General features: G+C 65.8%; 21 protein-coding genes, 1 tRNA gene and 1 pseudogene. 9 read left to right on the top strand and 14 right to left on the bottom strand.

The window, feature by feature from the left end; genetic code table 11:
* The first annotated feature begins 24 nt into the window (after nt 1–24).
* The 7 genes from dusB (at nt 25) to hflX (ending at nt 9,409) form a co-directional block, all read left to right on the top strand.
* On the top strand, nt 25–1,041 hold the full coding sequence (gene dusB, locus BZF59_RS07270; RefSeq protein ID WP_086607590.1) for a tRNA dihydrouridine synthase DusB: 1,017 nt from the start codon (nt 25–27) through the stop codon (nt 1,039–1,041).
* Nucleotides 1,042–1,043: 2 nt separating this feature from the next.
* Complete coding sequence (locus tag BZF59_RS07265; RefSeq protein WP_086607589.1) at nt 1,044–2,135, top strand: two-component system sensor histidine kinase NtrB; 1,092 nt, start codon at nt 1,044–1,046, stop codon at nt 2,133–2,135.
* Nucleotides 2,135–3,577 carry a sigma-54-dependent transcriptional regulator gene (locus BZF59_RS07260; RefSeq protein ID WP_245806059.1) on the top strand — a complete coding sequence of 481 codons (1,443 nt, stop codon included), beginning with the start codon at nt 2,135–2,137 and terminating at the stop codon, nt 3,575–3,577. Before BZF59_RS07265 ends, BZF59_RS07260 begins: the two co-directional genes overlap by 1 nt.
* Nucleotides 3,578–3,690: 113 nt before the next feature.
* Nucleotides 3,691–5,916 carry a sensor histidine kinase gene (locus tag BZF59_RS07255; RefSeq protein ID WP_086607587.1) on the top strand — a complete coding sequence of 742 codons (2,226 nt, stop codon included), beginning with the start codon at nt 3,691–3,693 and terminating at the stop codon, nt 5,914–5,916.
* A gap of 46 nt (nt 5,917–5,962) precedes the next feature.
* Nucleotides 5,963–7,345, top strand: a complete 1,383-nt coding sequence (ntrX, locus tag BZF59_RS07250) for a nitrogen assimilation response regulator NtrX (protein WP_086607586.1) — start codon at nt 5,963–5,965, stop codon at nt 7,343–7,345.
* A 160-nt stretch (nt 7,346–7,505) separates the two neighbouring features.
* Nucleotides 7,506–8,090 carry an RNA chaperone Hfq gene (gene hfq / locus BZF59_RS07245; protein ID WP_086607827.1) on the top strand — a complete coding sequence of 195 codons (585 nt, stop codon included), beginning with the start codon at nt 7,506–7,508 and terminating at the stop codon, nt 8,088–8,090.
* Nucleotides 8,091–8,116: 26 nt separating this feature from the next.
* Nucleotides 8,117–9,409 carry a GTPase HflX gene (hflX, locus tag BZF59_RS07240; RefSeq protein ID WP_211277366.1) on the top strand — a complete coding sequence of 431 codons (1,293 nt, stop codon included), beginning with the start codon at nt 8,117–8,119 and terminating at the stop codon, nt 9,407–9,409.
* Between the two features lie 6 nt (nt 9,410–9,415).
* Here hflX and mazG read toward each other — a convergent pair whose 3' ends face one another.
* Genes mazG through BZF59_RS07195 form a run of 9 tightly spaced genes read right to left on the bottom strand, consistent with a single transcriptional unit; the run spans nt 9,416 to nt 17,389 of the window.
* Nucleotides 9,416–10,183 (bottom strand): nucleoside triphosphate pyrophosphohydrolase, encoded by a 768-nt coding sequence (mazG, locus tag BZF59_RS07235; protein ID WP_211277365.1) that lies wholly within the window; start codon nt 10,181–10,183, stop codon nt 9,416–9,418.
* 38 nt (nt 10,184–10,221) lie between these two features.
* Nucleotides 10,222–10,419: a hypothetical protein gene (locus tag BZF59_RS07230; RefSeq protein ID WP_086607583.1), complete on the bottom strand. Its 198-nt coding sequence runs from the start codon at nt 10,417–10,419 to the stop codon at nt 10,222–10,224.
* Entirely contained in the window at nt 10,416–11,198 is a 783-nt protein-coding gene (locus BZF59_RS07225) for an MBL fold metallo-hydrolase (RefSeq protein ID WP_086607582.1), read from the bottom strand. Before BZF59_RS07225 ends, BZF59_RS07230 begins: the two co-directional genes overlap by 4 nt.
* Nucleotides 11,195–11,971 (bottom strand): TatD family hydrolase, encoded by a 777-nt coding sequence (locus BZF59_RS07220; RefSeq protein ID WP_086607581.1) that lies wholly within the window; start codon nt 11,969–11,971, stop codon nt 11,195–11,197. The genes BZF59_RS07225 and BZF59_RS07220 overlap by 4 nt, the downstream gene beginning before the upstream one ends.
* Nucleotides 11,971–13,530 carry a methionine--tRNA ligase gene (gene metG / locus BZF59_RS07215; protein ID WP_086607580.1) on the bottom strand — a complete coding sequence of 520 codons (1,560 nt, stop codon included), beginning with the start codon at nt 13,528–13,530 and terminating at the stop codon, nt 11,971–11,973. The genes BZF59_RS07220 and metG overlap by 1 nt, the downstream gene beginning before the upstream one ends.
* On the bottom strand, nt 13,523–14,479 hold the full coding sequence (locus BZF59_RS07210) for a DNA polymerase III subunit delta' (protein ID WP_086607579.1): 957 nt from the start codon (nt 14,477–14,479) through the stop codon (nt 13,523–13,525). The genes metG and BZF59_RS07210 overlap by 8 nt, the downstream gene beginning before the upstream one ends.
* On the bottom strand, nt 14,476–15,105 hold the full coding sequence (gene tmk, locus BZF59_RS07205; RefSeq protein ID WP_086607578.1) for a dTMP kinase: 630 nt from the start codon (nt 15,103–15,105) through the stop codon (nt 14,476–14,478). Before tmk ends, BZF59_RS07210 begins: the two co-directional genes overlap by 4 nt.
* On the bottom strand, nt 15,102–16,286 hold the full coding sequence (locus BZF59_RS07200; RefSeq protein ID WP_086607577.1) for a D-alanyl-D-alanine carboxypeptidase family protein: 1,185 nt from the start codon (nt 16,284–16,286) through the stop codon (nt 15,102–15,104). Before BZF59_RS07200 ends, tmk begins: the two co-directional genes overlap by 4 nt.
* A 53-nt stretch (nt 16,287–16,339) precedes the next feature.
* A complete protein-coding gene (locus BZF59_RS07195) occupies nt 16,340–17,389 on the bottom strand; it encodes a lytic murein transglycosylase (protein ID WP_086607576.1) in 1,050 nt (349 codons plus the stop codon).
* A gap of 203 nt (nt 17,390–17,592) precedes the next feature.
* On the opposite strand from BZF59_RS07195, the gene BZF59_RS07190 reads away from it, so the two are divergent.
* Nucleotides 17,593–17,682 (top strand) — tRNA-Ser (locus tag BZF59_RS07190).
* 31 nt (nt 17,683–17,713) lie between these two features.
* Nucleotides 17,714–18,391, top strand: coding sequence for an energy transducer TonB (locus BZF59_RS07185; RefSeq protein ID WP_086607575.1), 678 nt, complete (start codon nt 17,714–17,716; stop codon nt 18,389–18,391).
* Between the two features lie 12 nt (nt 18,392–18,403).
* Here the strand turns inward: BZF59_RS07185 and BZF59_RS07180 are convergent, their stop codons facing one another.
* The 5 genes and pseudogenes from BZF59_RS07180 to BZF59_RS16520 form a co-directional block, all read right to left on the bottom strand.
* Entirely contained in the window at nt 18,404–19,570 is a 1,167-nt protein-coding gene (locus BZF59_RS07180; protein WP_086607574.1) for an aspartyl/asparaginyl beta-hydroxylase domain-containing protein, read from the bottom strand.
* Nucleotides 19,571–19,601: 31 nt separating this feature from the next.
* On the bottom strand, nt 19,602–20,456 hold the full coding sequence (locus BZF59_RS07175) for a class I SAM-dependent methyltransferase (protein WP_086607573.1): 855 nt from the start codon (nt 20,454–20,456) through the stop codon (nt 19,602–19,604).
* Nucleotides 20,456–21,868, bottom strand: coding sequence for a dihydrolipoyl dehydrogenase (gene lpdA, locus BZF59_RS07170; RefSeq protein WP_086607572.1), 1,413 nt, complete (start codon nt 21,866–21,868; stop codon nt 20,456–20,458). Before lpdA ends, BZF59_RS07175 begins: the two co-directional genes overlap by 1 nt.
* On the bottom strand, nt 21,861–22,232 hold the full coding sequence (locus BZF59_RS16415) for an acyl-CoA thioesterase (protein ID WP_245806058.1): 372 nt from the start codon (nt 22,230–22,232) through the stop codon (nt 21,861–21,863). The genes lpdA and BZF59_RS16415 overlap by 8 nt, the downstream gene beginning before the upstream one ends.
* A 48-nt stretch (nt 22,233–22,280) precedes the next feature.
* Nucleotides 22,281–22,475 (bottom strand): annotated as a pseudogene (locus BZF59_RS16520) (helix-turn-helix domain-containing protein); the annotation flags it as partial.

Below are 22,475 nucleotides of genomic sequence, written 5' to 3'. Positions count from 1 at the left end.
ATATTTTAGGCAACACCTGCTCCCATGACCACGCTTCCCCCTCCACCGGCCCTGAAGCCGATCGCGATCGGCCCGGTCACCATCGCCGAGCCCGTCGTGCTCGCGCCGATGACCGGGGTGACCGACATGCCGTTCCGTACGCTGGTGCGCCGCTATGGCTCGGGCCTCAACGTCACAGAGATGGTGGCGAGCGAGGCGGCGATCCGCGAAACCCGCGTCAGCACGCAGAAGACCGCCTGGGACCGGATCGAGGAGCCGGTCTCGATGCAGCTGGTCGGCTGCGATCCCGCCAGCATGGCCGAGGCGGCGAAGATTCAGGAAGGCAACGGCGCGGCGATCATCGACATCAATTTCGGCTGCCCGGTGCGCAAGGTCGTCGGCCAACTGGCAGGCTCGGCGCTGATGCGCGAGGTGCCGCTGGCTGTGCGCCTGATGGAAGCGACGGTCAAAGCGGTGAAGGTGCCGGTCACCGTCAAGATGCGGATGGGCTGGGATCACAACAGCCTCAACGCCCCCGAGCTTGCGCGCATGGCCGAGGATATCGGCGTGCAGATGATCACGGTTCACGGTCGCACCCGCAACCAGATGTACAAGGGCAGCGCCGACTGGGCCTTCATCCGCAAGGTCAAGGAGGCAGTGAACATCCCCGTCATCGTCAACGGCGATATCTGCGCGATCGAAGACGCGTCCAAGGCGCTCGAGCAGTCGGGCGCGGACGGGCTGATGATCGGGCGCGGGGCCTATGGCAAGCCGTGGCTGCTAGGGCAGGTGATGCATTGGTGGCGCACCGGCGAAGCGCGTGCGGCGCCCGGGATGGAGGAGCAATATGCCCTCGTCGTCGAACACTATCACCGGATGCTCGACCACTATGGACGCGACACCGGCGTGAAGATGGCGAGGAAGCATCTTGGCTGGTACACTAAGGGGCTCCACGGCTCGGCCGAGTTCCGCAACATGGCGAACTTCATTGACGATGCCGATCAGGTGCTCGGCGAGATCGAGCGGTTCTACACCCCGTTCCTGATGCAACAGGCCGCCTGAGCGTGGCCAGCATTCCGGCAGAGCCGCAAGGCACCGCGCGCCCCGATGCGCGCGCGCAGCTTTCGGGCCTGATCTTCGCCGTGGTGCTGCTCGATGCCGAGGGCCTGATCGCCGAGGTCAACCACGCCGCCGAAGACCTGCTCGGCACCAGCGGCAGCCGCTTGATCGGCACGCGGCTGACCGATCGGGTCGGCCCGCTCGATCCGCGGGTCGAGGCGCGCTTGCTTGCGGGCGAAGAGGCACTCGTGGCGCGAGATCTGGCGATCCGCGTTGGCGAGTCCGAGATCCGCATCAACCTCACCGCCTCGCCGCTTGGTGGCTATCCCGGCTGGCAGGTCGTGACGCTATCGCAAATCGGCCATGACGAGGCGGCCCATCCCGGCGGGGGCGAGGCGATGCTGGGGGCCCCTGCGGTGCTGGCGCACGAAATCAAGAACCCGCTCGCCGCGATCCGCGGGGCGGCGCAGCTGGCGGCGCGCAAGCTGCCCCATGCCGACAAGAAGCTTGCCCGTATGATCACCGACGAGGTCGATCGCATCGCCCGGCTGATCGACCGGATGCAGCAGCTCGGCAGTACCCGCACCGGACCGGTCGAGGCCTGCAATCCGCACGAGGCGATCCGTGCCGCCGTCGCCACCATGCGCGCGGCGAATGGCGCCCATGGCGAGGTCGAGATCCGCGAGGAATTCGACCCCTCGCTCCCACCGGTGCTGGCCAATCGCGATGCGCTGGAACAGATGCTGATCAACCTCATCTCCAACGCCCGCGACGCGGCGCTGGGCAAGGGCGGGGGCGGGGAGATCATCGTTCAGACCCGCTTCGTCAGCGGGCTCGCATTCAGCGCGATCCGCAACGGGCGCGCGGTGCCGCTGCCGATCGAGATCACCATTTCCGACAATGGCCCCGGAATCGATCCGGCCTTGCAGGGGCATGTCTTCGAACCCTTTGTCTCGTCCAAGCCATCCGGGCAGGGCCTCGGCCTTTCTCTGGTGAGGAAACTGGTGCGCGACATGAATGGCAATGTCAGCCATGATCGCGATGCGCGCACCGGGCTGACCCATTTCCGCCTGCATCTGCCACAGGCGCAGGATTGATGATGCCCACAAGCCGTCCGATCCTGCTGGTCGAGGATGACGCCGCAATCGCCACGGTGATCATCGCCGCGCTGGAAGATGAAGGCTTTGCCATCGCCCACTGCACCAGCATCGCCGCGCGCGACAAGCAGCTGGATCAGCGCAGTTTTGGTGTGATGCTGACCGACGTGATCCTTGAGGATGGCGATGGCCTCGCCAGCCTTGCCGCCGTACGTGAGCGCGCGCCGGACATGCCGGTGATCGTGCTGTCGGCGCAGAACACGCTCGATACCGCGGTGCGGGCGAGCGAGAGCGACGCCTTCGAATATTTTCCCAAGCCCTTCGATCTCGACGAGCTGGTGCACGCGGTGAGGCAGGCGGCGGGCCTTCGCGCCGCGAATGCCGAGGAGCAGGGTGGCCCTGCCACTGGCGGGGAAAGCGAGAAGATGCCGTTGGTCGGTCGCAGCCCGGCGATGCAAGGCGTGTACCGCATGATTACGCGGGTCTTGCGCAATGACTTGACGGTTCTCGTCACCGGCGAAAGCGGCACCGGCAAGGAGCTGGTGGCCGAGGCGATCCACGAGCTTGGCAATCGCCGCACCGGGCCCTTCGTGGCGGTGAACACCGCCGCGATTCCCGCCGATCTGGTCGAAAGCGAGCTGTTCGGGCACGAGAAAGGCGCTTTCACCGGGGCCATCGCGCAGGCGATCGGCAAGTTCGAACAGGCCAATGGCGGCACGCTGTTTCTCGACGAGATCGGCGACATGCCGGCCGAGGCGCAGACCCGGCTGCTGCGCGCGCTGCAATCGGGGCGCATCCGGCGCGTCGGCGGGCGGCAGGAGATTGCGGTCAATGTCCGCATCATCGCTGCCACCAACCGCGATCTCACCCCCATGATCGCCGCGGGCACCTTCCGCGAGGATCTGTTCTACCGCCTCAACGTCGTGCCGATCGTGTTGCCGCCCTTGCGTGAGCGTCGCGAGGATATTGCCGCGCTCGCGCAGCATTTCCTGATCCTCGCCGCCGAGGATGGCCTGCCGCGCCGGATGCTCAGCCCCGACGGGATCGAGCAGCTCGAAGCGCGCAACTGGCGTGGCAATGTGCGCGAGCTGCGCAACGTGGTCTATCGCCTCGCGCTGATGGCGCGCGAGGAGCGGATCGACGCCGCCGCCGTCACCGACATCATCGGCCCGGAGGTCACGCCTGCGCTGGTGCCGCAGGGTGAGGGGCAGGGCGGCTTCGGCGGAGCGCTGGCGCAGTGGCTGGCGGCGGAAAGCCCGCCGCCCGGAATGGTCTATCACCGCGCGCTCGCCGCCTTCGAGAAACCGCTGATCGAATATGCGCTCGGGCGGACCGGCGGCAACCAACTGCGCGCCGCGCAATTGCTGGGGATCAATCGCAACACGCTGCGAAAGCGGATCGGCGAGCTCGGGCTCGAGCCTGACCGGTTCACGACGAACTGAGGCGCCAGCGTGCTCCGGCCTGTCGCACGCCGGGCACGTGACGGCGCAGGCTTGCGGGCGAGCCCCAGAAGGGACTTGCATATTTGCCACACCATTGTTGTAAAGCGGCAACGATGGCCAGCCCCCCGCTTCCAACAACCGGCCTGACGCCTCGCCAGTCACCGCGCTGGTGGCGGCGAACTCTGATAGCTGCGCGGCGGGCCAACATCTTCCTTTGGCTTGAAGGCATCGCCGTGGTGGCCTTGCTGGCGGCGGTGGCGGCGACTTGGTCGGCCTTCAGCCGCTCGGGCGAGACCGATGACCTGCTGCCGACGATGCAGGTGTCGGTTTTGCTGATGGCGACACTGGTCCCGGCAATGGCGTTGCTGGTGCTGATCGGCCGGCGTCTCGCACTGCGCCGCGCCGCGGGAAGCACCGCGCGGCTGCACGTGCGCCTGGTGTTCTTCTTCTCGATGGTCGCCGCGCTCCCAACGCTGCTGGTGGCGGGCTTTGCCGCCTTCCTGTTCGGCACCGGGGTCGACTTCTGGTTCTCCGACCAGTCGCGCGGGCTGATGGAAAACGCCAACGCGCTGGCGCAGAATTATTACGACGCCAATCAGCGCAACGTCGAACAGAACTCCGTCATCATGGCGACCGACATGCGCGAGACGCTAGCGCGGGTGCCGATCACCGATCCCGACTTCCCGGATTTCTACGCCTACCAGGCCCAGGGCCGCGAAATCTCGGAAAGCGCGATCCTGCAGCGGATGCCCGACAGCACGTTCCGCACGGCAGTGGCCTACAACCTGCCGAAGGACACCGACCACCTCCAGTTCAGCCGCAAGGCCCTGACCCGGCTCGATAGCGGTGAGTCTGCGGTGGTCGTCGGCAGCCCCGAACGGATCGAGGCGCTGGTGCCGATCGACGCGCAGTCGGGCGTTTATCTCTACAGCGCCCGCACCACCGAGGAGACTATGTTCAATTCGTGGTCGAGAGCGCAATCGATCGTAACCGCCTATGAGCGCCTGACTGGGAGCGCTCGCACCTTGCAGCTGCGCTTCAACATTGCGCTGGTTCTCGTGAGCCTCCTGCTGGTGGGCCTCGCGATCTGGTTCGCGCTGCGGTTTGCCGACCGGCAGGTCGAACCGCTGACGGCCCTTGTGGGTGCGGCGCGCAAGGTAGGGCAGGGCAACTTCGCGCTCCGGCTCGATGGGCGCACCGGGGCGGACGAGATCGGCCTCCTCAACCGCGCCTTCAACCGCATGACCGCGCAGCTCGAAAAGCAGACGCAGGCGCTGGTCAGCGCCAACCGCCAGATCGACGACCGCCGCGCCTTCACCGAAGCCGTGCTCGAATCCGTCACCGCCGGCGTTGTGTCGGTCGATGCCGAAGCCTGCGTGACGCTGATGAATTCCTCGGCGCAGGCGCTGCTCACCCCCGATGGCGACGCGAGCATGATCGGCCGCTCGCTCGACGTGCTTTCGCCCGAACTCACCCGCATGATCGCCGAGGGCAAGGAGCGCGCGATCATCAGCCACGCGAAGGGCACCGAGCTCCTGACGCTCGCGGTCAAGATCGCGCCGGGCACCGGCGGCGGGCACGTGATCACCTTCGAGGATATCACCCGGCAGCTACTCGATCAGCGGCAGGCCGCATGGTCCGATGTCGCCCGCCGCATCGCGCACGAGATCAAGAACCCGCTCACCCCGATCCAGCTCGCCACAGAGCGGTTGAAGCGCCGCTATCGCACCCAGGTGGGCGACGAAGACCGCGATCTGTTCGACGAGCTGACCAGCACCATCGTCCGCCAGGTCGGGGACCTCAGGAAGATGGTCGACGAGTTCTCCAGCTTCGCGCGCCTGCCCAAGCCGGTGTTCCGCCACGAGGATGCGCTCGATCTCGTCCGGCAGGCGGTGTTCCTGCAGGAAGTTGCCCATTCCGGCATCGCCTTCAGCGTCGCGTCATCGGAGCTGATCGACCGTGAGGTGCGCTGCGACCGCCACCAGTTCGGGCAGGCGATGACCAATGTCCTCAAGAACGCGGTCGAGGCGGTGGAAGCACGTGCGGCCGAGGCGAAGGGCGCCTATGCCGGCGAAATCGCGGTCGCGATGCGCGATGCGGGCGAGGCGATCGTCATCACCATCGAAGACAACGGCATTGGCCTTCCAGCTGACCGTGAGCGGATCACCGAACCCTATATGACCACCCGCGAAAAGGGCACCGGCCTTGGCCTCGCCATCGTCAACAAGATCGTTGACGAGCACGGCGGCGACATGAGCTTTGCCAGCACCCCCAGCGGCGGCACCCGGGTGACCTTGCGCTTTGCCCGCAATCCCGAACCTGTCGAAGGCGGCGCATGATCGCCGCTTCGCTCCCCCATACACCTGCAACCGAAGGACGAAGCCCATGGCGCTCGAAATCCTGATCGTCGACGATGAACGCGATATCCGCGAGCTGGTCGCCGGCGTGCTCGGCGATGAAGGCTATGCCTGCCGCACCGCCGCCGACAGCACCGAGGCACTTGCCGCGATCGACGAACGCCGTCCGTCGCTGGTGCTGCTCGATGTGTGGCTTCACGGTAGCCAGATGGACGGGCTGGAACTGCTCGACGCGATCAAGACGCGCGAGCCGAACCTGCCGGTGATCATCTTCTCCGGCCACGGCAATATCGACACCGCCGTCGCCGCGGTGGGGCGCGGGGCGATGGACTTCATCGAAAAGCCCTTCGAGGCCGAGCGCCTGCTGCTGCTGGTCGAACGCGCGACCGAGACCGAGCGGCTACGGCGCGAGAATTCACGGCTTCGCGAAGGTAGCTGGGGCAGCGCCGAATTCACCGGCAATTCGCCCGCCATCAACGCCGTGCGCGCGACGCTGAAGCGGGTGGCGAGCACCGGCAGCCGCGTGCTGATTTCCGGCCCTCCGGGTGCCGGAAAGGAAGTTGCCGCGCGCCTGCTTCACGCCTGGAGCACCCGGGCCAATGGGGCCTTCGTGCTGGTCAATTCCGCGCGCATCACCCCCGAGCGCTTCGAACAGGAGCTGTTCGGCGAGGAGCAGAACGGCAAGCAGGTGCGCCCCGGCCTGCTGGAGCTTGCCGATGGCGGCACGCTGTACCTCGACGAGATCGCCGACATGCCGCTCTCGACCCAGGCGCGCATCCTGCGGGTGCTGACCGATCAGAGCTTCGTGCGCGTGGGCGGCACGCGCCAGATCGGGGTCGATGTGCGCGTGGTGTCGTCGACAACCCGCGATCTGACCGTCGAAATGGCGGAGAAACGCTTCCGCGAAGACCTGTTCTACCGCCTCAACGTGGTGCCGGTGGTGTTGCCCGCCCTGTCGCAGCGGCGCGAGGATATCCCCGCGCTGGCCGAGCATTTCTTCACCCGCTATTCCAACGATCAGGGCCTCGCTCCGCCCGATATCTCGAGCGAGGCGATGGCCGCGCTGCAGGCCTATGACTGGCCGGGCAATGTCCGCCAGCTGCGCAACGTGGTCGAACGCACGATCATCATGACCCCGCGCGAAAAGCTCAATACGGTCGAGCCCGACATGCTGCCACCCGAGATCATCGGCGGGCAGATCGGGCTGGCGAGCGACAGCCTCTCGGCGATCATGGGCGTGCCGCTGCGCGAGGCGCGGATCAGCTTCGAGCGCGAATATCTGGCGATCCAGATCCGCCGCTTTTCTGGCAATATCTCCAAAACAGCGGCGTTCATCGGCATGGAACGCTCGGCGCTGCACCGTAAGCTGAAGCTGCTCGGCATGGCCGACCGCCGCGACGAGGAAGATTAAGCCGCGAATATTGCAATGCAAAAATTTGCATGAAATCAAGCCTTGTCGCGGGGCAGGCAAAGCGCCATTATGGTGCAGGTAAGGTCCCGTGCACCATTTTTTCGGTGGCCTGCTACCTGCGGACCGGATGATCGGCCGCCAAGAACAAGGAGGCATGACCATGTCCAGCGGGCGAACGCTCTCTCCCCGTCCAGTTGCACGCGCCGCAGCGCCTGCCGAACCGCGTGGCGGTGAAGCCGGATCGCCTCCGGTCCGCCAGAGCGGCAATCTCCAGGATGCTTTCCTCAACCTGCTGCGCAAGAACAAGATTCCCGTCACCATGTTTCTGGTGAAGGGGGTGAAGCTGCAGGGCATCGTCACCTGGTTTGACAATTTCTCGATCCTGCTGCGCCGCGATGGCCAGTCGCAGCTGGTCTACAAGCACGCGATCAGCACCATCATGCCGGGGCAAGCACTCGACCCGGCGCAGTTCGGCAGTCAGGCCGGCGGCAAGAAGCAGAAGCTGTTGCAGGACGTGTTCCTCAGCCGCGTGGCCGAGGCCAATGTGCAGGTCACGATGTTCCTCGTGAATGGCGTGATGCTGCAGGGCCGGATCGCCGCCTATGATCTGTTCTGCATGCTGCTCGAACGCGATGGCGCGGTGCAACTGGCCTATAAGCACGCGGTGTCCACCATCCAGCCCGCCAGCCCGGTCGACCTCAGCGTCGATGACAGGGAAGGTGACGAACTTGGGGTCGACGACTGAGTTTTGACAGCCAATTTGCCGAGGAGGTGACCCGCGGCGCGCGGGCGCTTGTGCTGTGCCCGGATATCCGCGCGCTGCGCTACGATCTCGACGCGGCTGAGCGGCTCGCCGAGGCCGAGGGGCTGGCGCTCGCGATCGGCGTTGTGATCGCCCATTCGGCGGTGCTGCCGGTGCGCCAGATGCAGCCCAACACGCTGTTCGGCTCGGGCCAGGTCGAGAATATCGGCATCTGGTGCGAGCAGCACGAGGTCGAACTCGTGATCGTCGACGGGGCGCTGACCCCGATCCAGCAGCGCAATCTGGAAGACCGGCTGAAGCGCAAGGTGATCGACCGCACCGGGCTGATTCTCGAGATTTTCGGCGAACGCGCGGCGACGGCGGAAGGGCGCCTGCAGGTCGAACTGGCGCACCTCGACTACCAGCAGAGCCGCCTCGTGCGCAGCTGGACCCACCTTGAGCGGCAGCGCGGTGGCTTCGGCTTCCTCGGCGGTCCGGGCGAAACCCAGATCGAGGCCGACCGCCGGATGATCCGCCAGCGGATGGGCCGGCTGCGGCGCGAGTTGGAACAGGTCAAGAAGACCCGTGCGCTCCATCGTGACCGGCGTGGCAGGGCGCCCTGGCCGGTGGTCGCGCTGGTGGGCTACACCAATGCGGGCAAGTCGACGCTGTTCAATCGCCTGACCGGAGCGACGGTAATGGCCGAGGATCTGCTCTTCGCCACCCTCGATCCGACCATGCGCGCGATCCGGCTGCCGGGGGTGGAAAAGGCGATCCTGTCCGACACAGTGGGCTTCATTTCCGACCTGCCGACGCAACTGGTGGCCGCCTTCCGCGCGACGCTGGAAGAGGTGACCGCTGCCGACGTGATCTGCCATGTGCGCGACATGGCCAATCCTTCTCACGCGGCGCAGAAAAAGCAGGTGCTCGATGTGCTTGCCGACCTCGACGTGGTCGATGCCGAGACCGGGACGAGCGCCATTCCCATCCTCGAAGTGTGGAACAAATGCGACCTTCTAACCTCTGAAAACCTTGTTGAATTGCGTGATTCTGCCGAAGGGAAGGGGGCAGTGATCGTCTCGGCGGTGACGGGGGAGGGGGTGGACAACCTCGAAGCCGAATTGTCCCGCCTGCTCACCGGCGCGGCGCGCGAGGTCAGCTTTGTGCTGCCAGTGTCCGACGGGCGGCGGATCGCCTGGCTCCACGCCCATGGCGACGTGCTGGCTGAGGATGATGCCGGCACTGGCGAGGACGGCCCGATGCGGCGATTGACCGTGCGGCTCAATCCCAAGGAATTGGGGCAATTCGGCAGTCTTTCCTGATATTTGTCAGGACTTCTTGACTTGCTGCCAGAGCTTTTCCTGCGCCTCAAGCGACAGGCTGGCGAAGTAGTCCGGCCCGCCGATGGCTTCCATGGCACGGAACCGCCTTTCGAATTTCGCATTGGCCGCGCGCAGGGCCTCTTCGGCGCTGATGCCGTGGGCACGCACGAAGTTGACCGCGGCGAACAGCAGGTCGCCTGCTTCCTCGACCTTGTCCTGTTCAGAGATGGCTTGCTTAAGCTCAGCGATTTCCTCGGCAATCTTGGCTTCGGAGCCGGACGGATCGGGCCAGTCGAACCCGGTGCGCGCGGCGCGTTTCTGGAGCTTCTCGGCACGCATCAGCGCCGGCAAGGCGAGTGCAACGCCATCGAGGGCGCTGGCGATCCCCTTGGCGGATCGCTCACCGGCCTTCAGATCCTCCCAGCGCGCTTCGTCCATCGTGCCGCCGGCATCGCCGAAGATATGCGGATGGCGCGCTTCCATCTTGGCGCTGATCGCGGCCGCGACATCGGCGAAGGCGAAATGTCCGGCTTCCTCGGCCATGCGCGCGTGGAACACCACCTGAAGCAGCAGGTCGCCGAGTTCCTCGCGCAGATCGGCCATGTCGCCGCGCGCGATCGCGTCTGCGACTTCGTAGGCTTCCTCGATCGTGTAGGGCGCGATTGATGCAAAGTCCTGCGCGACATCCCATTCGCAGCCAGTGTCCGGATCGCGCAGCCGCGCCATGATGGCGAGGAGGCGGTCGATCGGGGGTTGCGTGCGGGTGTCGCTCATGGGCATCCTTAAGATGGATAATATATATTATGTAAAATCTACATCAGGCTCGAGGCGGTGCCCTGCGCGACCATGAACCACTCAACCAACAGGAACAGCCCGCCGAAGATCAGGATCCATGCCAGCGCCATCTTTACCACTTGTCCCAGACCCAGCTGCCGCGAGCGCAGCCCGACTCCGGCGAGGATCAGCCATCCCAGACTGGTGATGATCGGCAGCAGCAGATCGGGGTTCATGCGACAATCTCCAGCCCGTCATAGCCCACGGTTACGAAATCCGGCACTTCAGCGCACAGGCTGCGATAATCCATGCTCTTGTCGAGGTGGCTCAGCACCACGCGGCCCGCCTTGCATGCTTCACCGAGTTCGATCGCCATCGCCAAGTGCGCATGAGTCGGATGCGGCTCTCGGCGCAGGCAATCGCTTACGAGAATGTCGACCTTGTAGAACAGGTCGATCATCTCATCGGAAATCGCACTGAAATCGGTGGCATAGCCGATACTCTTCCCATCCGTTTCAAAGCGATAGGCGGTCGTCTCACCCGGCCCATGCGCCATCTGGCACCAGTCCACGCCAAACCCTGCAATCATCCGCAGTCGGTCCAACGTGTCCAGCGTGCAGATCGTCGGATAGCCTTCCTGTCCGGCAAAGACATAGCCGAAGCGCTGGCGCAGCCGCCGCACGGTCTCGGTTTCGGCAAATCCCGGGATCGGCCCCGCGCGTCCATAACGCAGCACGCGCAGATCATCGATGCCGTGGCAGTGATCGGCGTGATCATGCGTCCAGAACACCGCGTCGATATGGCCGATCCGGTTCGCCAGCAGCTGCGCGCGGCAATCGCTTGAGGTGTCGACGAGCAGCCGCTTTCCTTCGTCGCTCTCGACCAGAATCGAGACCCGCGTGCGGCGGTTGCGCGGTTCGGCGGGGTCGCAATCGCCCCAGTCTCCCGTGCCGTCCGGCCCGCCCAGTCGCGGCACCCCGGTTGAGGTGCCCGAGCCGAGCATCACCAGCTTCACGGGCGCGCCTTGCTGAAAAGATTGAAGAAATTCGCGGTCGTGACCTGCTTGAGGTGCTCCACCTCCACACCTCGGAGCCCTGCCACAAAGGCCGCCGTGTCGGCCACATAGGCGGGCTCGCACACCCTCCCCCGGTGCGGCACCGGAGCAAGGAAAGGGCTGTCGGTTTCTACCAGCAGCCGATCTTCAGGAACAGTCTTCGCGACCTCCTGTAAATCCTTGGCATTCTTGAAGGTCACGATGCCCGAGAGCGAGATCGTCAGCCCTAGCGCCAGCACCTTTTCAGCAAAGTCGGCCGAGGCGGTGAAGCAGTGGATCAGCGCGGGGTAGGCCCCCTTCCCCATCTCCTCGGCGAGGATGGCGTAGGTATCGTCTTCAGCGTCGCGCGTGTGAATGATGAGCGGCAGCTGTGTCTCGCGCGCGACATCAATATGCATGCGAAACAGGCGCTTCTGCGCGTCTCTGTCCGACTTGTCGTAATAGTAGTCGAGCCCGGTTTCGCCGATTGCGACGACCTTGGGATGGCGCGTGGCTTCGAGCAGCGCGGCGCGGCCCAGATCCTGATGCGCGTCGGCCTCGTGCGGGTGGATGCCAACGCTCGCGAAGACATCCGCCTCGCGCGCGGCGGTGCCGACCACCTGATCCCATTCGGACTGGCGGGTCGAGATGTTGAGGAAGGCTCCCACGCCCGCCGCCCGCGCCCGCGCCAGCACGCCATCGCGGTCCTCGACGAGGCCTTTGTATTCGAGATGGCAGTGGCTATCGACCAGCATTAGGCAGTCTCGGGTTCGGCGGGCAGTTCGAGCCGCGGGAACAGCGGGGTTGGCGGGGCGAGCTGATAATCGCTTTCCGCCAGCGGCGAATACCAGTGGCTGCGGATCCCCTCAAGACTGCGCAGATCCTCGGGCACGCCAAGCATGTCGAGCAGCTTGGCGGCGCTGGCCGGGATCACCGGGCTGATCGCCACCGCCAGCTGCGCGATGCAGATGTAGAGCGTGGCGAGCACGGTTTCCATCCGCTCCGGATCGGTCTTGCGCAGTGTCCACGGCGCTTGCGCGTCGATATAGGCGTTGCAGGCGAACACCGCCTGAAGCCACGCCTCGACCGCCTGCTGGAGTGCAAGATTTTCAAAAGCATGAGGAATTTCGGTGATGATCGCGCGATCAACGGTTTCGAACAGCGCGGTGTCGGCCGCATCGTGTCCGCGAATCGCCGGGAGGTAGCCTTCAAGGTTCTTGGCGATGAATCCAAGGGTGCGCTGCGCAAGGTTGCCGAAGGCGTTGCCGAGTTCACCATTGGCTCTTTGAACAATGGCTTCCGGCGAATAGCTGCCATCCTGTCCGAAGGCGACTTCGCGCATCAGGAAGTAGCGCAAGGCGTCCACGCCGAAGGTCTCGGCCAGCGTTAGCGGATCGGTGACATTGCCGAGCGACTTCGATTCCTTTTGCCCGCGGTTGAGCAGGAAGCCGTGGCCGAACACCTTTTGCGGCACCGGTAGCTTGGCGCTCATCAGGAAGGCCGGCCAGTAGATCGTGTGGAAGCGGACGATGTCCTTGCCGATCAGATGCAGGCTTGCAGGCCAGAACTCGCCCATGTCATCGGGATAACCCAGCCCTGTCAGATAGTTGGTGAGCGCATCGACCCACACATACATCACGTGGTTCTCGCTGCCCGGTACCTTCACGCCCCAATCGAAGGAGGTGCGGCTGACCGAAAGGTCACGCAGGCCCTGCTCGACAAAGGCGATCATCTCGTTGCGGCGGCTTGCCGGTTCGAGGAAGCCCGGAGTCTTCAGCAATTCAAGCAGTTGGTCTTGGTAGTTGGAAAGCCGGAAGAACCAGCTTTCCTCAACCGTCCATTCGACCGGCGTGCCTTGCGGGGAAAGCTTCGCCCCGCCCTCGCCTTCGACGAGTTCGCTTTCGTCGTAATAGGCCTCGTCACGGACCGAGTACCAACCTTCGTAGCGATCGAGATAGAGGTCGCCATTGGCCTCCATGGCCTGCCAGATCGCCTGGCTGGCGCGGTGATGATCAGGCTCGCTGGTGCGAATGAAACGGTCATAGGACACGTTAAGAGCATCGCACATCTCGCGGAAATAGCTAGACATTTCGTCAGCCAGATCCGCCGGGGTGCGACCCTGTTCCTCGGCCTTGCGGGCCATTTTGAGGCCGTGCTCGTCGGTGCCGGTCTGGAACCGCACGCGGCGGCCCTGCAGGCGCTGGAAGCGCGCGATCACGTCGGCGGCGATCGCTTCGTAGGCGTGGCCGATGTGGGGCTTCCCGTTGGGGTAGCTGATCGCGGTGGTGATGTAGAAGGGGGTGGAGTCAGCCATGGGCCGGTTCGCTAGCGGGGGCAGCCGCGACAAGCAAGCTGCCGATCTCGAAGGGGAGCATCCCGGCATCGAAATTGGCCGTGGGCGCTTCGGTGGCAAGCGCGACCAGCGCGCCGTGGGCGTCGATCAACCGCGCGCGGGCCTGCGAGTCCTCGCTGATGCGCGCAGCGCGGGCGACGAGCGACTGGGCGAGGTCGAGCACCGCCTGCACCCGCTCCCGGTCGGCACGCGGGCCGATCAGGCGGGCGAGCTCGCCGCGCCCGGTCACGCCATCGTCGCCGCCCGCGATCAGGGCCGCCATGACGCGCGCGATCGGGATCAGGTCCTGCTCGGCAAAGCGCACCGCCGTGCCGAATGAGCCTTCCGCGGCAGCAACCGCCTGCGGGTCCGACGGCAGGCCCGCCGCGTGCAGCATCGCGGCCAGCTGGCTGTCGTTCAATACCGGGAAGCGCAAGGTGCGGCAGCGCGAGCGGATGGTCGGCAGCAGCCGCGCCGGGCGGTGGGTGACGAGCAGGAAAAACGTTCCCACTGGCGGTTCCTCAAGGCTCTTGAGCAAGGCGTTGGCAGCGGATTTCTCCATGTCATCAGCCGGGTCGATGATTATCGCGCGCCGGCTCCCCAGCGTCGGGCGGGTGATCAGGCGGCGCTGCATCGCGCGGATCTGTTTGATGCGGATCGAGCGCGCGAGATCGAAGGGCTTGCCCTCGGCCTGCGCCTTCTCGCCTTTCTCGTCCTTGGGGCCGTAGGTCAGCACGATGATGTCCGGGTGATCGCCCTCCGGCTGAGACACCCCCGGCTCGGCCACCAGTTCGCGCGCGGCGGCGATGGCGAAGTCGCGCTTGCCGAGGCCGGCCTTGCCCGCCAGCAGCCAGCCATGGTGCATCCGCTCGCCCCCCAGAGCATCGCGCCAGACGCGCCAGGCTTCGGCGTGGTTGGGCCAGTCGGTCATGGGAGGAGATCGCCGATCGCTGCGAGGATGCGCGCGTGGACATCCTCCGGCGCGCCGAGGGCATCGATCCGCGCAAAGCCTGAAGGATCGCTCTCCGCGAGCATCCGGAACGCATCGGCGACGGCGCGGTGATATTCCGCCGAGCGCCCCTCGATCGCGTCGGCGGCCTCCCCGCGCGCGACCAATCGGCCTGCGAGAGCTGCCTCGTCGCCTTCCAGCAGGATCACCCGGTCGGGGCGCAAGCCGCCGCTGCCAAAAGCGTGGAGCGCGGTGATCGCCGCATCGCCCAGCCCCCCTGCCCCGCCTTGATAGGCACGGCTCGAATCGACGAAGCGGTCACAGATCACCCATTTGCCGCGGGCGAGCGCCGGGCGGATCAGGTGCGCGACATGATCGGCGCGGGCAGCGGCAAACAGCAGGGCCTCGGCCTCGGGCGGCCAGCCCTCGCCCGGCGGGGACAGCAGCAGCGCGCGGATCGCCTCTGCGCCCGGCGTGCCGCCCGGTTCGCGAGTGACGACGACCGAAAGCCCGCGCGCGCGCAAGGCCTCGGCCAGCAGCCGCGCTTGGGTCGACTTGCCCGCTCCCTCGCCGCCCTCGAAGGCGATGAACCGGCCCGCGGCTGTCACGCGAACAGCCCGGCGATGGCGTTGACGATCCGGTCGAATGGGCCGGCGGTTGCGACATCCTCGGCGGCATAGAGCGGGATACGGGCGGGCGCGATACCCGGCGCGGTGACTTCCAGCATGGCCACCTCCTGCCCTGCTGCGATCGGTGCGCGCAAGGGACCTTCGTAGCGGATCGTCGCGGTGAGCGGCGCGGTGCTGCCGCGCGGGAGGTTGATCGCCACGGGTCCCGCCGCCTTGAGCGCTACCCTCAGCGCGTCGCCATCCTGCACCCGCGCGCGCCCGATTTCGGCCTCGGGCTCGAACAGGCGCCGCCGCTCAAATGCGGCAAAACCCCATTCGGCATAGGCCCGCGCGAGCCTTCCCCGCAGCCGACCGTTTTCCACCCCGGCGAGCACCAGCACCAACCGTTGCCCGTCGCGCCTGACGGTGCCGAGATAGGAGAAGCCCGATTCATTGGTGAACCCGGTCTTGATCCCATCCGCCCCCGGAACCCGTCCGATCATCGGATCGTGATTGATCTGCGCTATGCCTTTGTAATCAAACCCCATGCGGCCGACATAATAGCCGAACTTGTCGGGGTGACGGGTGATCATCGCGCGCGCCAGCGTCACCAGATCGGTGGCGGTGGTGAAGGTGCGTCCTTCGTCGGGGAAACCGTTGGGGGTGCCGAAATGGCTTCCGATCATCCCCAGATCGAGCGCGGTGCGGTTCATCATCGCGGTCCATGCCGGGACCGAGCCGGCCTGCCCTTCGGCCAGCACGGCCGCGCCGTCATTGGCCGAGACATTGGCGATGCCGAGCAGCAGATCGTCGACCCGCACCCGCTCGCCCGCATCGAGGAACATGGTCGACCCCTTGCGCCGCCAGTCGCGCGCGACCGCGGGGCTCATGACGAAGACCTGCGCGGGGTCGAGCTTGCGCTGCGCGATCAGCTCGAAGGCGAGGTAGAGCGTCATCACCTTGGTGACCGAGGCGGGCATGAAGCGCCGGTCTGGGTTGCGCGCATGGAGCACCTGCCCGCTGCCGAGATCGATCAGCAGCGCGACCGGGGCTTCATCGGCGGTAGGAACGGCGGGCAGAACCGGGGCGGCATCGGCCACCTGTGCCTGCACCGCGGGCACGAGAACGCCGGTCGCGAGCGCGACCGACAGGGCGACGGAAAACAGAAGTCTGGGGAACATCACGCCCCTGCCTATATCGGCCGCCTCCCCGCTTGGCGAGGCGCGCGCGGCTGCTAGTTCACGATTTCGTCGGCCAAGAGACCCACACTCATCGCATAATAGCTCGAGCAGTTATATTCGAGGATCGCGCGGTAATTGCCGGTCACCAGATAGGCGGGTGTGCCGGGGCCGTCGGGCTGGAAGAAGGCGGTCATGACATCGTCCGCCAGTCCGCCTTGCGCCACCACGCCCGCCGCGCGCCATTCGGCCACGGTCATCCACCGGCTCAGCCGTTCGTGGACGCGCGGGCACACGGGCGAGACGAGGCGGGTGCGATAGGCGCCAGCGTCGAAGCCCTCCCCGACATAGGCGCGCACGCCCCAAGGCTGGCCCGGCCGCCATCCGGCATCGCGGAAATAGTTGGCGATCGAGGCGAAGGTGTCGGCGCGGTTGGTGAAGATGTCCGCGCGCCCGTCCCCGTCACCATCGGTCGCAAGGCGGAGATAGACGCTCGGCAGGAATTGCGGATTGCCGAAAGCCCCGGCGTAAGAGCCGACCAGCTGCGCGCGGTCATAACCCTTGTCGGCGACCTTCATCAGCGCGACGAACTCGCCCGCGAACAGCTCGCGCCGCCGCCCTTCCCAGGCGAGCGTAGCGAGGCTGCGGGCGAGATCAAAGTCGCCCTTGACCCGGCCATAGCTGGTCTCGTGCCCGAAGATCGCGACGACGATCTGCCCGGGCACGCCATATTGCCTCTCAAGCGCGGCGAGCGTGCCCTGATGCTGGCGATAGACCGACCGTCCGCCCCCGATCCGCGCGGCATCGACATGGGTGGCGATGTAATTCGACATCGGCGGATAGCCGCGGGTGGTGGCGCTGCCGGGCTGGTTGTTGTCGAGCGCGATCACCCGCGGGTTGGGGGTGAGCCCTGCGGTCATGCGCGCGATGGTATCCTCGCGCACGCCCTCGGCCCGGGCGCGGGCCTTGAGCAGTTCGAGATAGGCATCGAACGGCAGGCCATCGGCGCTGCTCTGCGCGGTCGCAGGCGCGGCCACAGGCGGCGCACCGAGAATGGCAAAGGCGGCGACAGCAAGTGCCGCGGCGGGAAGAAGACGGGGAATCATGCTGCTAGGGATGTCACATTCTGACTGAATACCCAACAACCGAACTGGGGATGACTTGAAAGGAAAGACTGGCTAGGGGCGAATCCGAGGACAGGTGGCCGAGTGGTTTAAGGCAGCGGTCTTGGAGTCGGAGGCGCGACCCGCGCCGGAGACGTCACCGCAGGTGACAATACCGCCGTCTGGCGTTAGCCAGCCAAGGCATAGGACAGGTGGCCGAGTGGTTTAAGGCAGCGGTCTTGAAAACCGCCGTAGGTGCAAGCCTACCGTGGGTTCGAATCCCACCCTGTCCGCCAAAACAAAATAAATTCCAGCAGGGGTCTCGCCATGATCACGATGCTTCTTGTCGCAGTCTTGGCAACCGCTCAGCCCACAGGTGAAGCGCCGCCCGAAGACGCCACGGTTCCGGCTGTCAGCCCCGCATGGAGCGAAGCCATCGCGAACCGGGCGAAGATCAAGGTTGCTCCGGCCTACATAGACGGCCCGCGTCCGGAATTGCCCGAGGCAGAGAAAGCGCTCGGGCATCACGGGACGGTGCGTGTCGAGGGGATAATCGGCGTCGATGGCAAAATGACCGAGGTGCGAATCAAGCAAACCAGCAATTCGCCAGTACTCGATAAAATCGCACTTGATGCGGCCATCGCCTCGACGTTCACGCCAGCGAAGGACGTGCAGGGTCAGCCGCTGCCCGTCGTGGTTGCCATGCCGTTTGATCTGGTCGCTTACAAGTCCGAGCAGGGTATGGGCATAGTGCAATACACCTGCGAGCAGTTCGTGCGCGACATGGACTGGTGGAAGTCGGTCAACCCCGAGAAACCTTTCAGCGAGCATGAGCTGCACAAGCTTGAGAGCGGGATGGAGTTCGCTGCCGCTATTTCTCGGGCCAATGGCGATTATGCGCGCCTGAAAGGGTTCAGTTCGGATTTCGACCAGCGGTGGCTTGCAGCGATCGATTATTGCCGAAAGAAGCCGAAAATCCTGCAGCGGGATGCGATCTTCCGCTGATAAAGCATTACCCTACAACGCCCCCACCGGAAACGCCGCCGCGCTGACCGCCGCCTCTATCGCGACCCGCTCGGCAGGCGAGAGATCGGGGTGCCACAGGTCGAAGATCAGGATCACCCGCAGCTTGTCGGTCTCGTTCTTCGCCTCGTGCTCGATGGTGTCGTCGAACAGCCAGGCCTGCGCTTCGGCGAAGTCACGGGTCTCGGCACCCACCCGGAACCAGCAGCGGTTGGGCACGATCAACGGCAAGTGGCAGAGCAGGCGGAAATTGGCGACGCCAACATGCGGCGGGATGTGCGTGTGGGGCGCGAGCAACGAGAACATTGCATTGGCCGCGCAGCCGGCGATCTGCGGCTGATCCATGTGCGCGAGGAACGCCATCGTCTCCGGGCAATGCGCGGCATTGGCGGCGACCGTTTCGCCCCGTTCGATCAGGTGGATCGCGGTCCAGTCGCGGTTGTGATTGAGGTCCCGCCACTGCGCTAGCGGCTCGCTGGCGTTGTATTTGACGTAGGGCACCAGCGCGGAATCGGGCGCGTTGGCGACTGTGTCCATCTCGGCGCGGATCGCGGGGGCGAGGGTTTCGAGCTCGCCGAGCCAAGGGAAACCCTCAGAATCGTGGAACTCCGCCTCGCGCAGCCCGGGATAGGCGAAATGGGTTGCCTCGGAGTGGTAGGCGCGGGTGCGGTGGGTGATGTTGGTGCCGAGCCGGGCGATGCGGCGGCGCTCGGCGGGGGTGAGATCGGCGCCGCTGGCTTCGACCGCCTGCGCGAGGCGCCGCTCCAGCCCCTGCTGATGCTCCGCCCAGCAAGCCTCGGCGCGGGCGATGGCTTGCACAAGCATCGGCGGCAGCGGATCAGGGCGCGGCTGCGCCAGCGCGCGGCCATAGGCCTCGCCCGCCTCCGGGTGCCCGGCCTGTTCGAGCATCCGCGCGCGCATCAAGAGATTCATGAAATCGAGCGGGGCGAGCGCCAGCGCCCGGTCGATCGCCTCGAGCGCCTTGACCGCCATGCCCGACATCTGCCGCACCGTCGCAAGCCGCTGCCAGAAGGCGGGCGAGGCTGGCTCGCTCTGCGCCACCTGTTCGAGGATCGCGCGCGCCTGCGCGGCATTGCCGGCGGCAAGCGCCGCATCGGCGGCCTGAATGCGCTGGTCCATGGCGGGGTCGGGCGTGGTCATGGTGTCGGCATGTGCCCGATTGCCCGCGATTTCAAGCGTGCGCCGTGACGAGCCATGCCTTGCAGCCCAGCATCACGCCCTCGCCCGCGCGGTGATGGCTGGCGAACATCGCGGTCAGATCGGCATGGGCTGCCGCACGCACTTCCGGGCCCTGCTCTGCCAGCACGCGCCCTGCTGCCATCGATGCGAGCACGAAGTCGGTCGCCTCTTGCGGCGAGGCTCCGGGGCCGCCGACCGGTTGGAGCCCGTGATAAGCGTCCGCTTCCATGCCGGCGAAGCCTGCGCCCTTGAGAACCTCCTCCAGATAGCCGAGATCGTCGAAGGCGAAGGGGCCCGGCGCGCGGGGGACGGCCGGCGGGATGTCGACATGGCGGCGCACCACCCCCATCACCTCCATCATCCAGGCATTGTCGCGCGGATGCGCCCATACGGCGAGATCGATCCGCGCAGCCTGCTTCAGCATGGTGCGCAGGTTCGCAAAGGCGAACACCGGTTCGGCGAAGAACATAGAGCCGAAGCGCGAGAAAAGGCGGTCGAAAGGTGGTTCGTCGAGCTGCGCCGTCGCGGCATCGGCGCAGACGAAGCGCGCGGTGCTGTGCGCAGCGACGGCGCGGCGGGTGGCGGCTTCGACCAGCATCGGAGCGATGTCGAGGCCCAGCGCCGCGCCCTGCTGCCCCACCACATCGGCAATCGCCAGCGTGGTCGCCCCGCCGCCGCAACCAAGATCGAGCACCCGCTCACCCGGCGAATAGTTCGCCCTCGCCAGCAACGCGTCGCCGATAGGCGCGATCATGCCTTCGAAGCGGTCGAGGCTGGCGAGCCAGCGCGCGCCCATTTCTCCCGCCCAGTCCTCGCCCTTCAGCGCCTCGGTTCCGGCCGCGGTCATCAGAAGTGCAACGCCCTTCCGTAAGCGTCGAGCACGCTTTCGTGCATCATTTCCGACAGCGTCGGGTGCGGGAAGACGGTCTGCATCAGTTCGGCCTCGGTGGTCTCGAGCGTCTTGCCGACCGTGTAGCCCTGGATCAGCTCGGTCACTTCCGCGCCGACCATGTGCGCGCCGAGCAGCTCGCCAGTCTTGGCGTCGAACACGGTCTTGATGAAGCCTTCCGCCTCGCCGAGCGCAATCGCCTTGCCGTTGCCGATGAAGGGGAAGTTGCCGACCTTGACCTCGTACCCGGCTTCCTTCGCCTTCGCCTCGGTCATGCCGACAGAGGCGACCTGCGGGTGGCAATAGGTGCAGCCAGGGATGTTGTTGCGGTTGAGCGGATGCGGGTGGGCTTCGGTGTTGCCCAGTTCCTTGGCGATGGCTTCGGCGCAGGTGACGCCCTCGTGGCTCGCCTTGTGCGCCAGCCAGGGGCCGGGGGTGCAGTCGCCGATCGCCCACAGCCCCTTGGACTTGGTGCGGCCGTAGGGGTCAATCTGGATGAAGCCGCGCTCCATCTCGGCGAGCTTTTCGAGCCCGATATTCTCGGTGTTGGGCACGATGCCGACAGCGACGATCACGTGGGTGAATTCACTGGTGGCCGACTTGCCCGCCTTGTCCTTGATCGTCGCGGTGATGCCCTTGTCGGAGACCTTGATCCCCTCGACCCCCGCGCCGGTCATGATGGTGATGCCCTGCTTCTTGAGGCTCTTCTCGAGAAACGTCGAAACGTCCGCATCCTCCACCGGCACGATGCGGTCGAGCATTTCCACCACGGTAACTTCGCTTCCGAGGTCGTTGTAGAAGCTTGCGAATTCGATGCCGATCGCGCCCGATCCGATCACCAGCAGCTTCTCGGGAAGCTCGGTGGGGGTCATGGCATGGCGATAGGTCCACACGCGCTTGCCGTCCGCCTTGGCGAAGGGCAGGTCGCGCGCACGGGCACCGGTGGCGACGATGATGTGCCTGGCGGTGAGTTGCTCCTCACCCTTCTCGCCCTTCACCGTCACGCTGGTCGCGCTGGTCAGCCGCCCTTCGCCCATGTGAACGGTGATCTTGTTCTTCTTCATCAGGTGCGTGACGCCCTGATTGAGCTGCTTGGCAACCCCGCGGCTGCGCTTGACGATGGCGGCGAGGTCCGCCTCGATTTCGCCAGCCACTTTGAGGCCGTAATCGCCGGCGTGCTGCATATAGTGGAAGATCTCGGCCGAGCGCAGCATCGCCTTGGTCGGGATGCAACCCCAGTTGAGGCAGATGCCGCCCAGGTTCTCGCGCTCGACGATAGCGGTCTTGAGGCCCAGCTGCGCACAGCGGATCGCCGCGACATAGCCGCCGGGGCCCGAGCCGAGCACGATCACGTCATATTGATTAGCCATTGGTATTGTCCTTGGGGAGGAGAAGCGCCGCACTGGCGGCGATTGCGCGGGGGCGGTTGTCGTCCCCGATCAGCACGAATTTGAAGGTGCCCTTGGCGACCAGCGTGGTGACTTCGCCGTTGCGTGTCCGGGCGATGGACTCCGCGGCGATGGTCAGCGAGGTGGTGCCTGTGGCGACGACGTCGCAATAGACGCTGAGTTCATCCCCCACCGCCATCGCGCCTGGAAAGGCGAAGTCGGTCGCCGAGACCACCACCGCCTTGCCCTGCCCGACCCGGCTTGCGAGGCTTCCCGCGCCGAGCGCCATCTGCGCCATCAGCCACCCGCCGAACACCCCGCCATAGGGGTTGGTGTCGGCCGGCATGGCGGTAACGCGGATCTGGGGGGCACCGCGTGCTCGGTCGGCCGAGACGGATACCAAATCCGCCGGTTCAATCGACAATGCAACGGCCAACCTTTTCATCCAATCGTGCGTAAGCTTACGTTCGCCACGTTCCAGATAATAGATTTGGTTCTCAGCCGTATCGACCAATTGAGCCAACGACTTGCGCGACAGCCCTCGAGCTTCACGCCAAAATCTAAGTTGGTTTGGAGGCTCGTTCGGCAA

The sequence above is a fragment of the Erythrobacter donghaensis genome (genome assembly GCF_002155425.1).
In the GTDB taxonomy this organism is placed as follows: domain Bacteria; phylum Pseudomonadota; class Alphaproteobacteria; order Sphingomonadales; family Sphingomonadaceae; genus Erythrobacter; species Erythrobacter donghaensis.
This window is presented reverse-complemented; position numbering and strand designations above follow the sequence as displayed.

Excerpts from the sequence above, each read along its gene's own strand:
- dusB (WP_086607590.1), top strand. The coding sequence starts at position 25 with ATGACCACGCTTCCCCCTCCACCGGCCCTGAAGCCGATCGCGATCGGC.
- BZF59_RS07260 (WP_245806059.1), top strand. The coding sequence starts at position 2,135 with ATGATGCCCACAAGCCGTCCGATCCTGCTGGTCGAGGATGACGCCGCA.
- BZF59_RS07255 (WP_086607587.1), top strand. The coding sequence starts at position 3,691 with ATGGCCAGCCCCCCGCTTCCAACAACCGGCCTGACGCCTCGCCAGTCA.
- ntrX (WP_086607586.1), top strand. The coding sequence starts at position 5,963 with ATGGCGCTCGAAATCCTGATCGTCGACGATGAACGCGATATCCGCGAG.
- hfq (WP_086607827.1), top strand. The coding sequence starts at position 7,506 with ATGTCCAGCGGGCGAACGCTCTCTCCCCGTCCAGTTGCACGCGCCGCA.
- mazG (WP_211277365.1), bottom strand. The coding sequence starts at position 10,183 with ATGAGCGACACCCGCACGCAACCCCCGATCGACCGCCTCCTCGCCATC.
- BZF59_RS07230 (WP_086607583.1), bottom strand. The coding sequence starts at position 10,419 with ATGAACCCCGATCTGCTGCTGCCGATCATCACCAGTCTGGGATGGCTG.
- BZF59_RS07220 (WP_086607581.1), bottom strand. The coding sequence starts at position 11,971 with ATGCTGGTCGATAGCCACTGCCATCTCGAATACAAAGGCCTCGTCGAG.
- metG (WP_086607580.1), bottom strand. The coding sequence starts at position 13,530 with ATGGCTGACTCCACCCCCTTCTACATCACCACCGCGATCAGCTACCCC.
- BZF59_RS07210 (WP_086607579.1), bottom strand. The coding sequence starts at position 14,479 with ATGACCGACTGGCCCAACCACGCCGAAGCCTGGCGCGTCTGGCGCGAT.
- BZF59_RS07200 (WP_086607577.1), bottom strand. The coding sequence starts at position 16,286 with ATGTTCCCCAGACTTCTGTTTTCCGTCGCCCTGTCGGTCGCGCTCGCG.
- BZF59_RS07195 (WP_086607576.1), bottom strand. The coding sequence starts at position 17,389 with ATGATTCCCCGTCTTCTTCCCGCCGCGGCACTTGCTGTCGCCGCCTTT.
- BZF59_RS07185 (WP_086607575.1), top strand. The coding sequence starts at position 17,714 with ATGATCACGATGCTTCTTGTCGCAGTCTTGGCAACCGCTCAGCCCACA.
- BZF59_RS07180 (WP_086607574.1), bottom strand. The coding sequence starts at position 19,570 with ATGACCACGCCCGACCCCGCCATGGACCAGCGCATTCAGGCCGCCGAT.
- BZF59_RS07175 (WP_086607573.1), bottom strand. The coding sequence starts at position 20,456 with ATGACCGCGGCCGGAACCGAGGCGCTGAAGGGCGAGGACTGGGCGGGA.
- lpdA (WP_086607572.1), bottom strand. The coding sequence starts at position 21,868 with ATGGCTAATCAATATGACGTGATCGTGCTCGGCTCGGGCCCCGGCGGC.
- BZF59_RS16415 (WP_245806058.1), bottom strand. The coding sequence starts at position 22,232 with ATGCCGGCCGACACCAACCCCTATGGCGGGGTGTTCGGCGGGTGGCTG.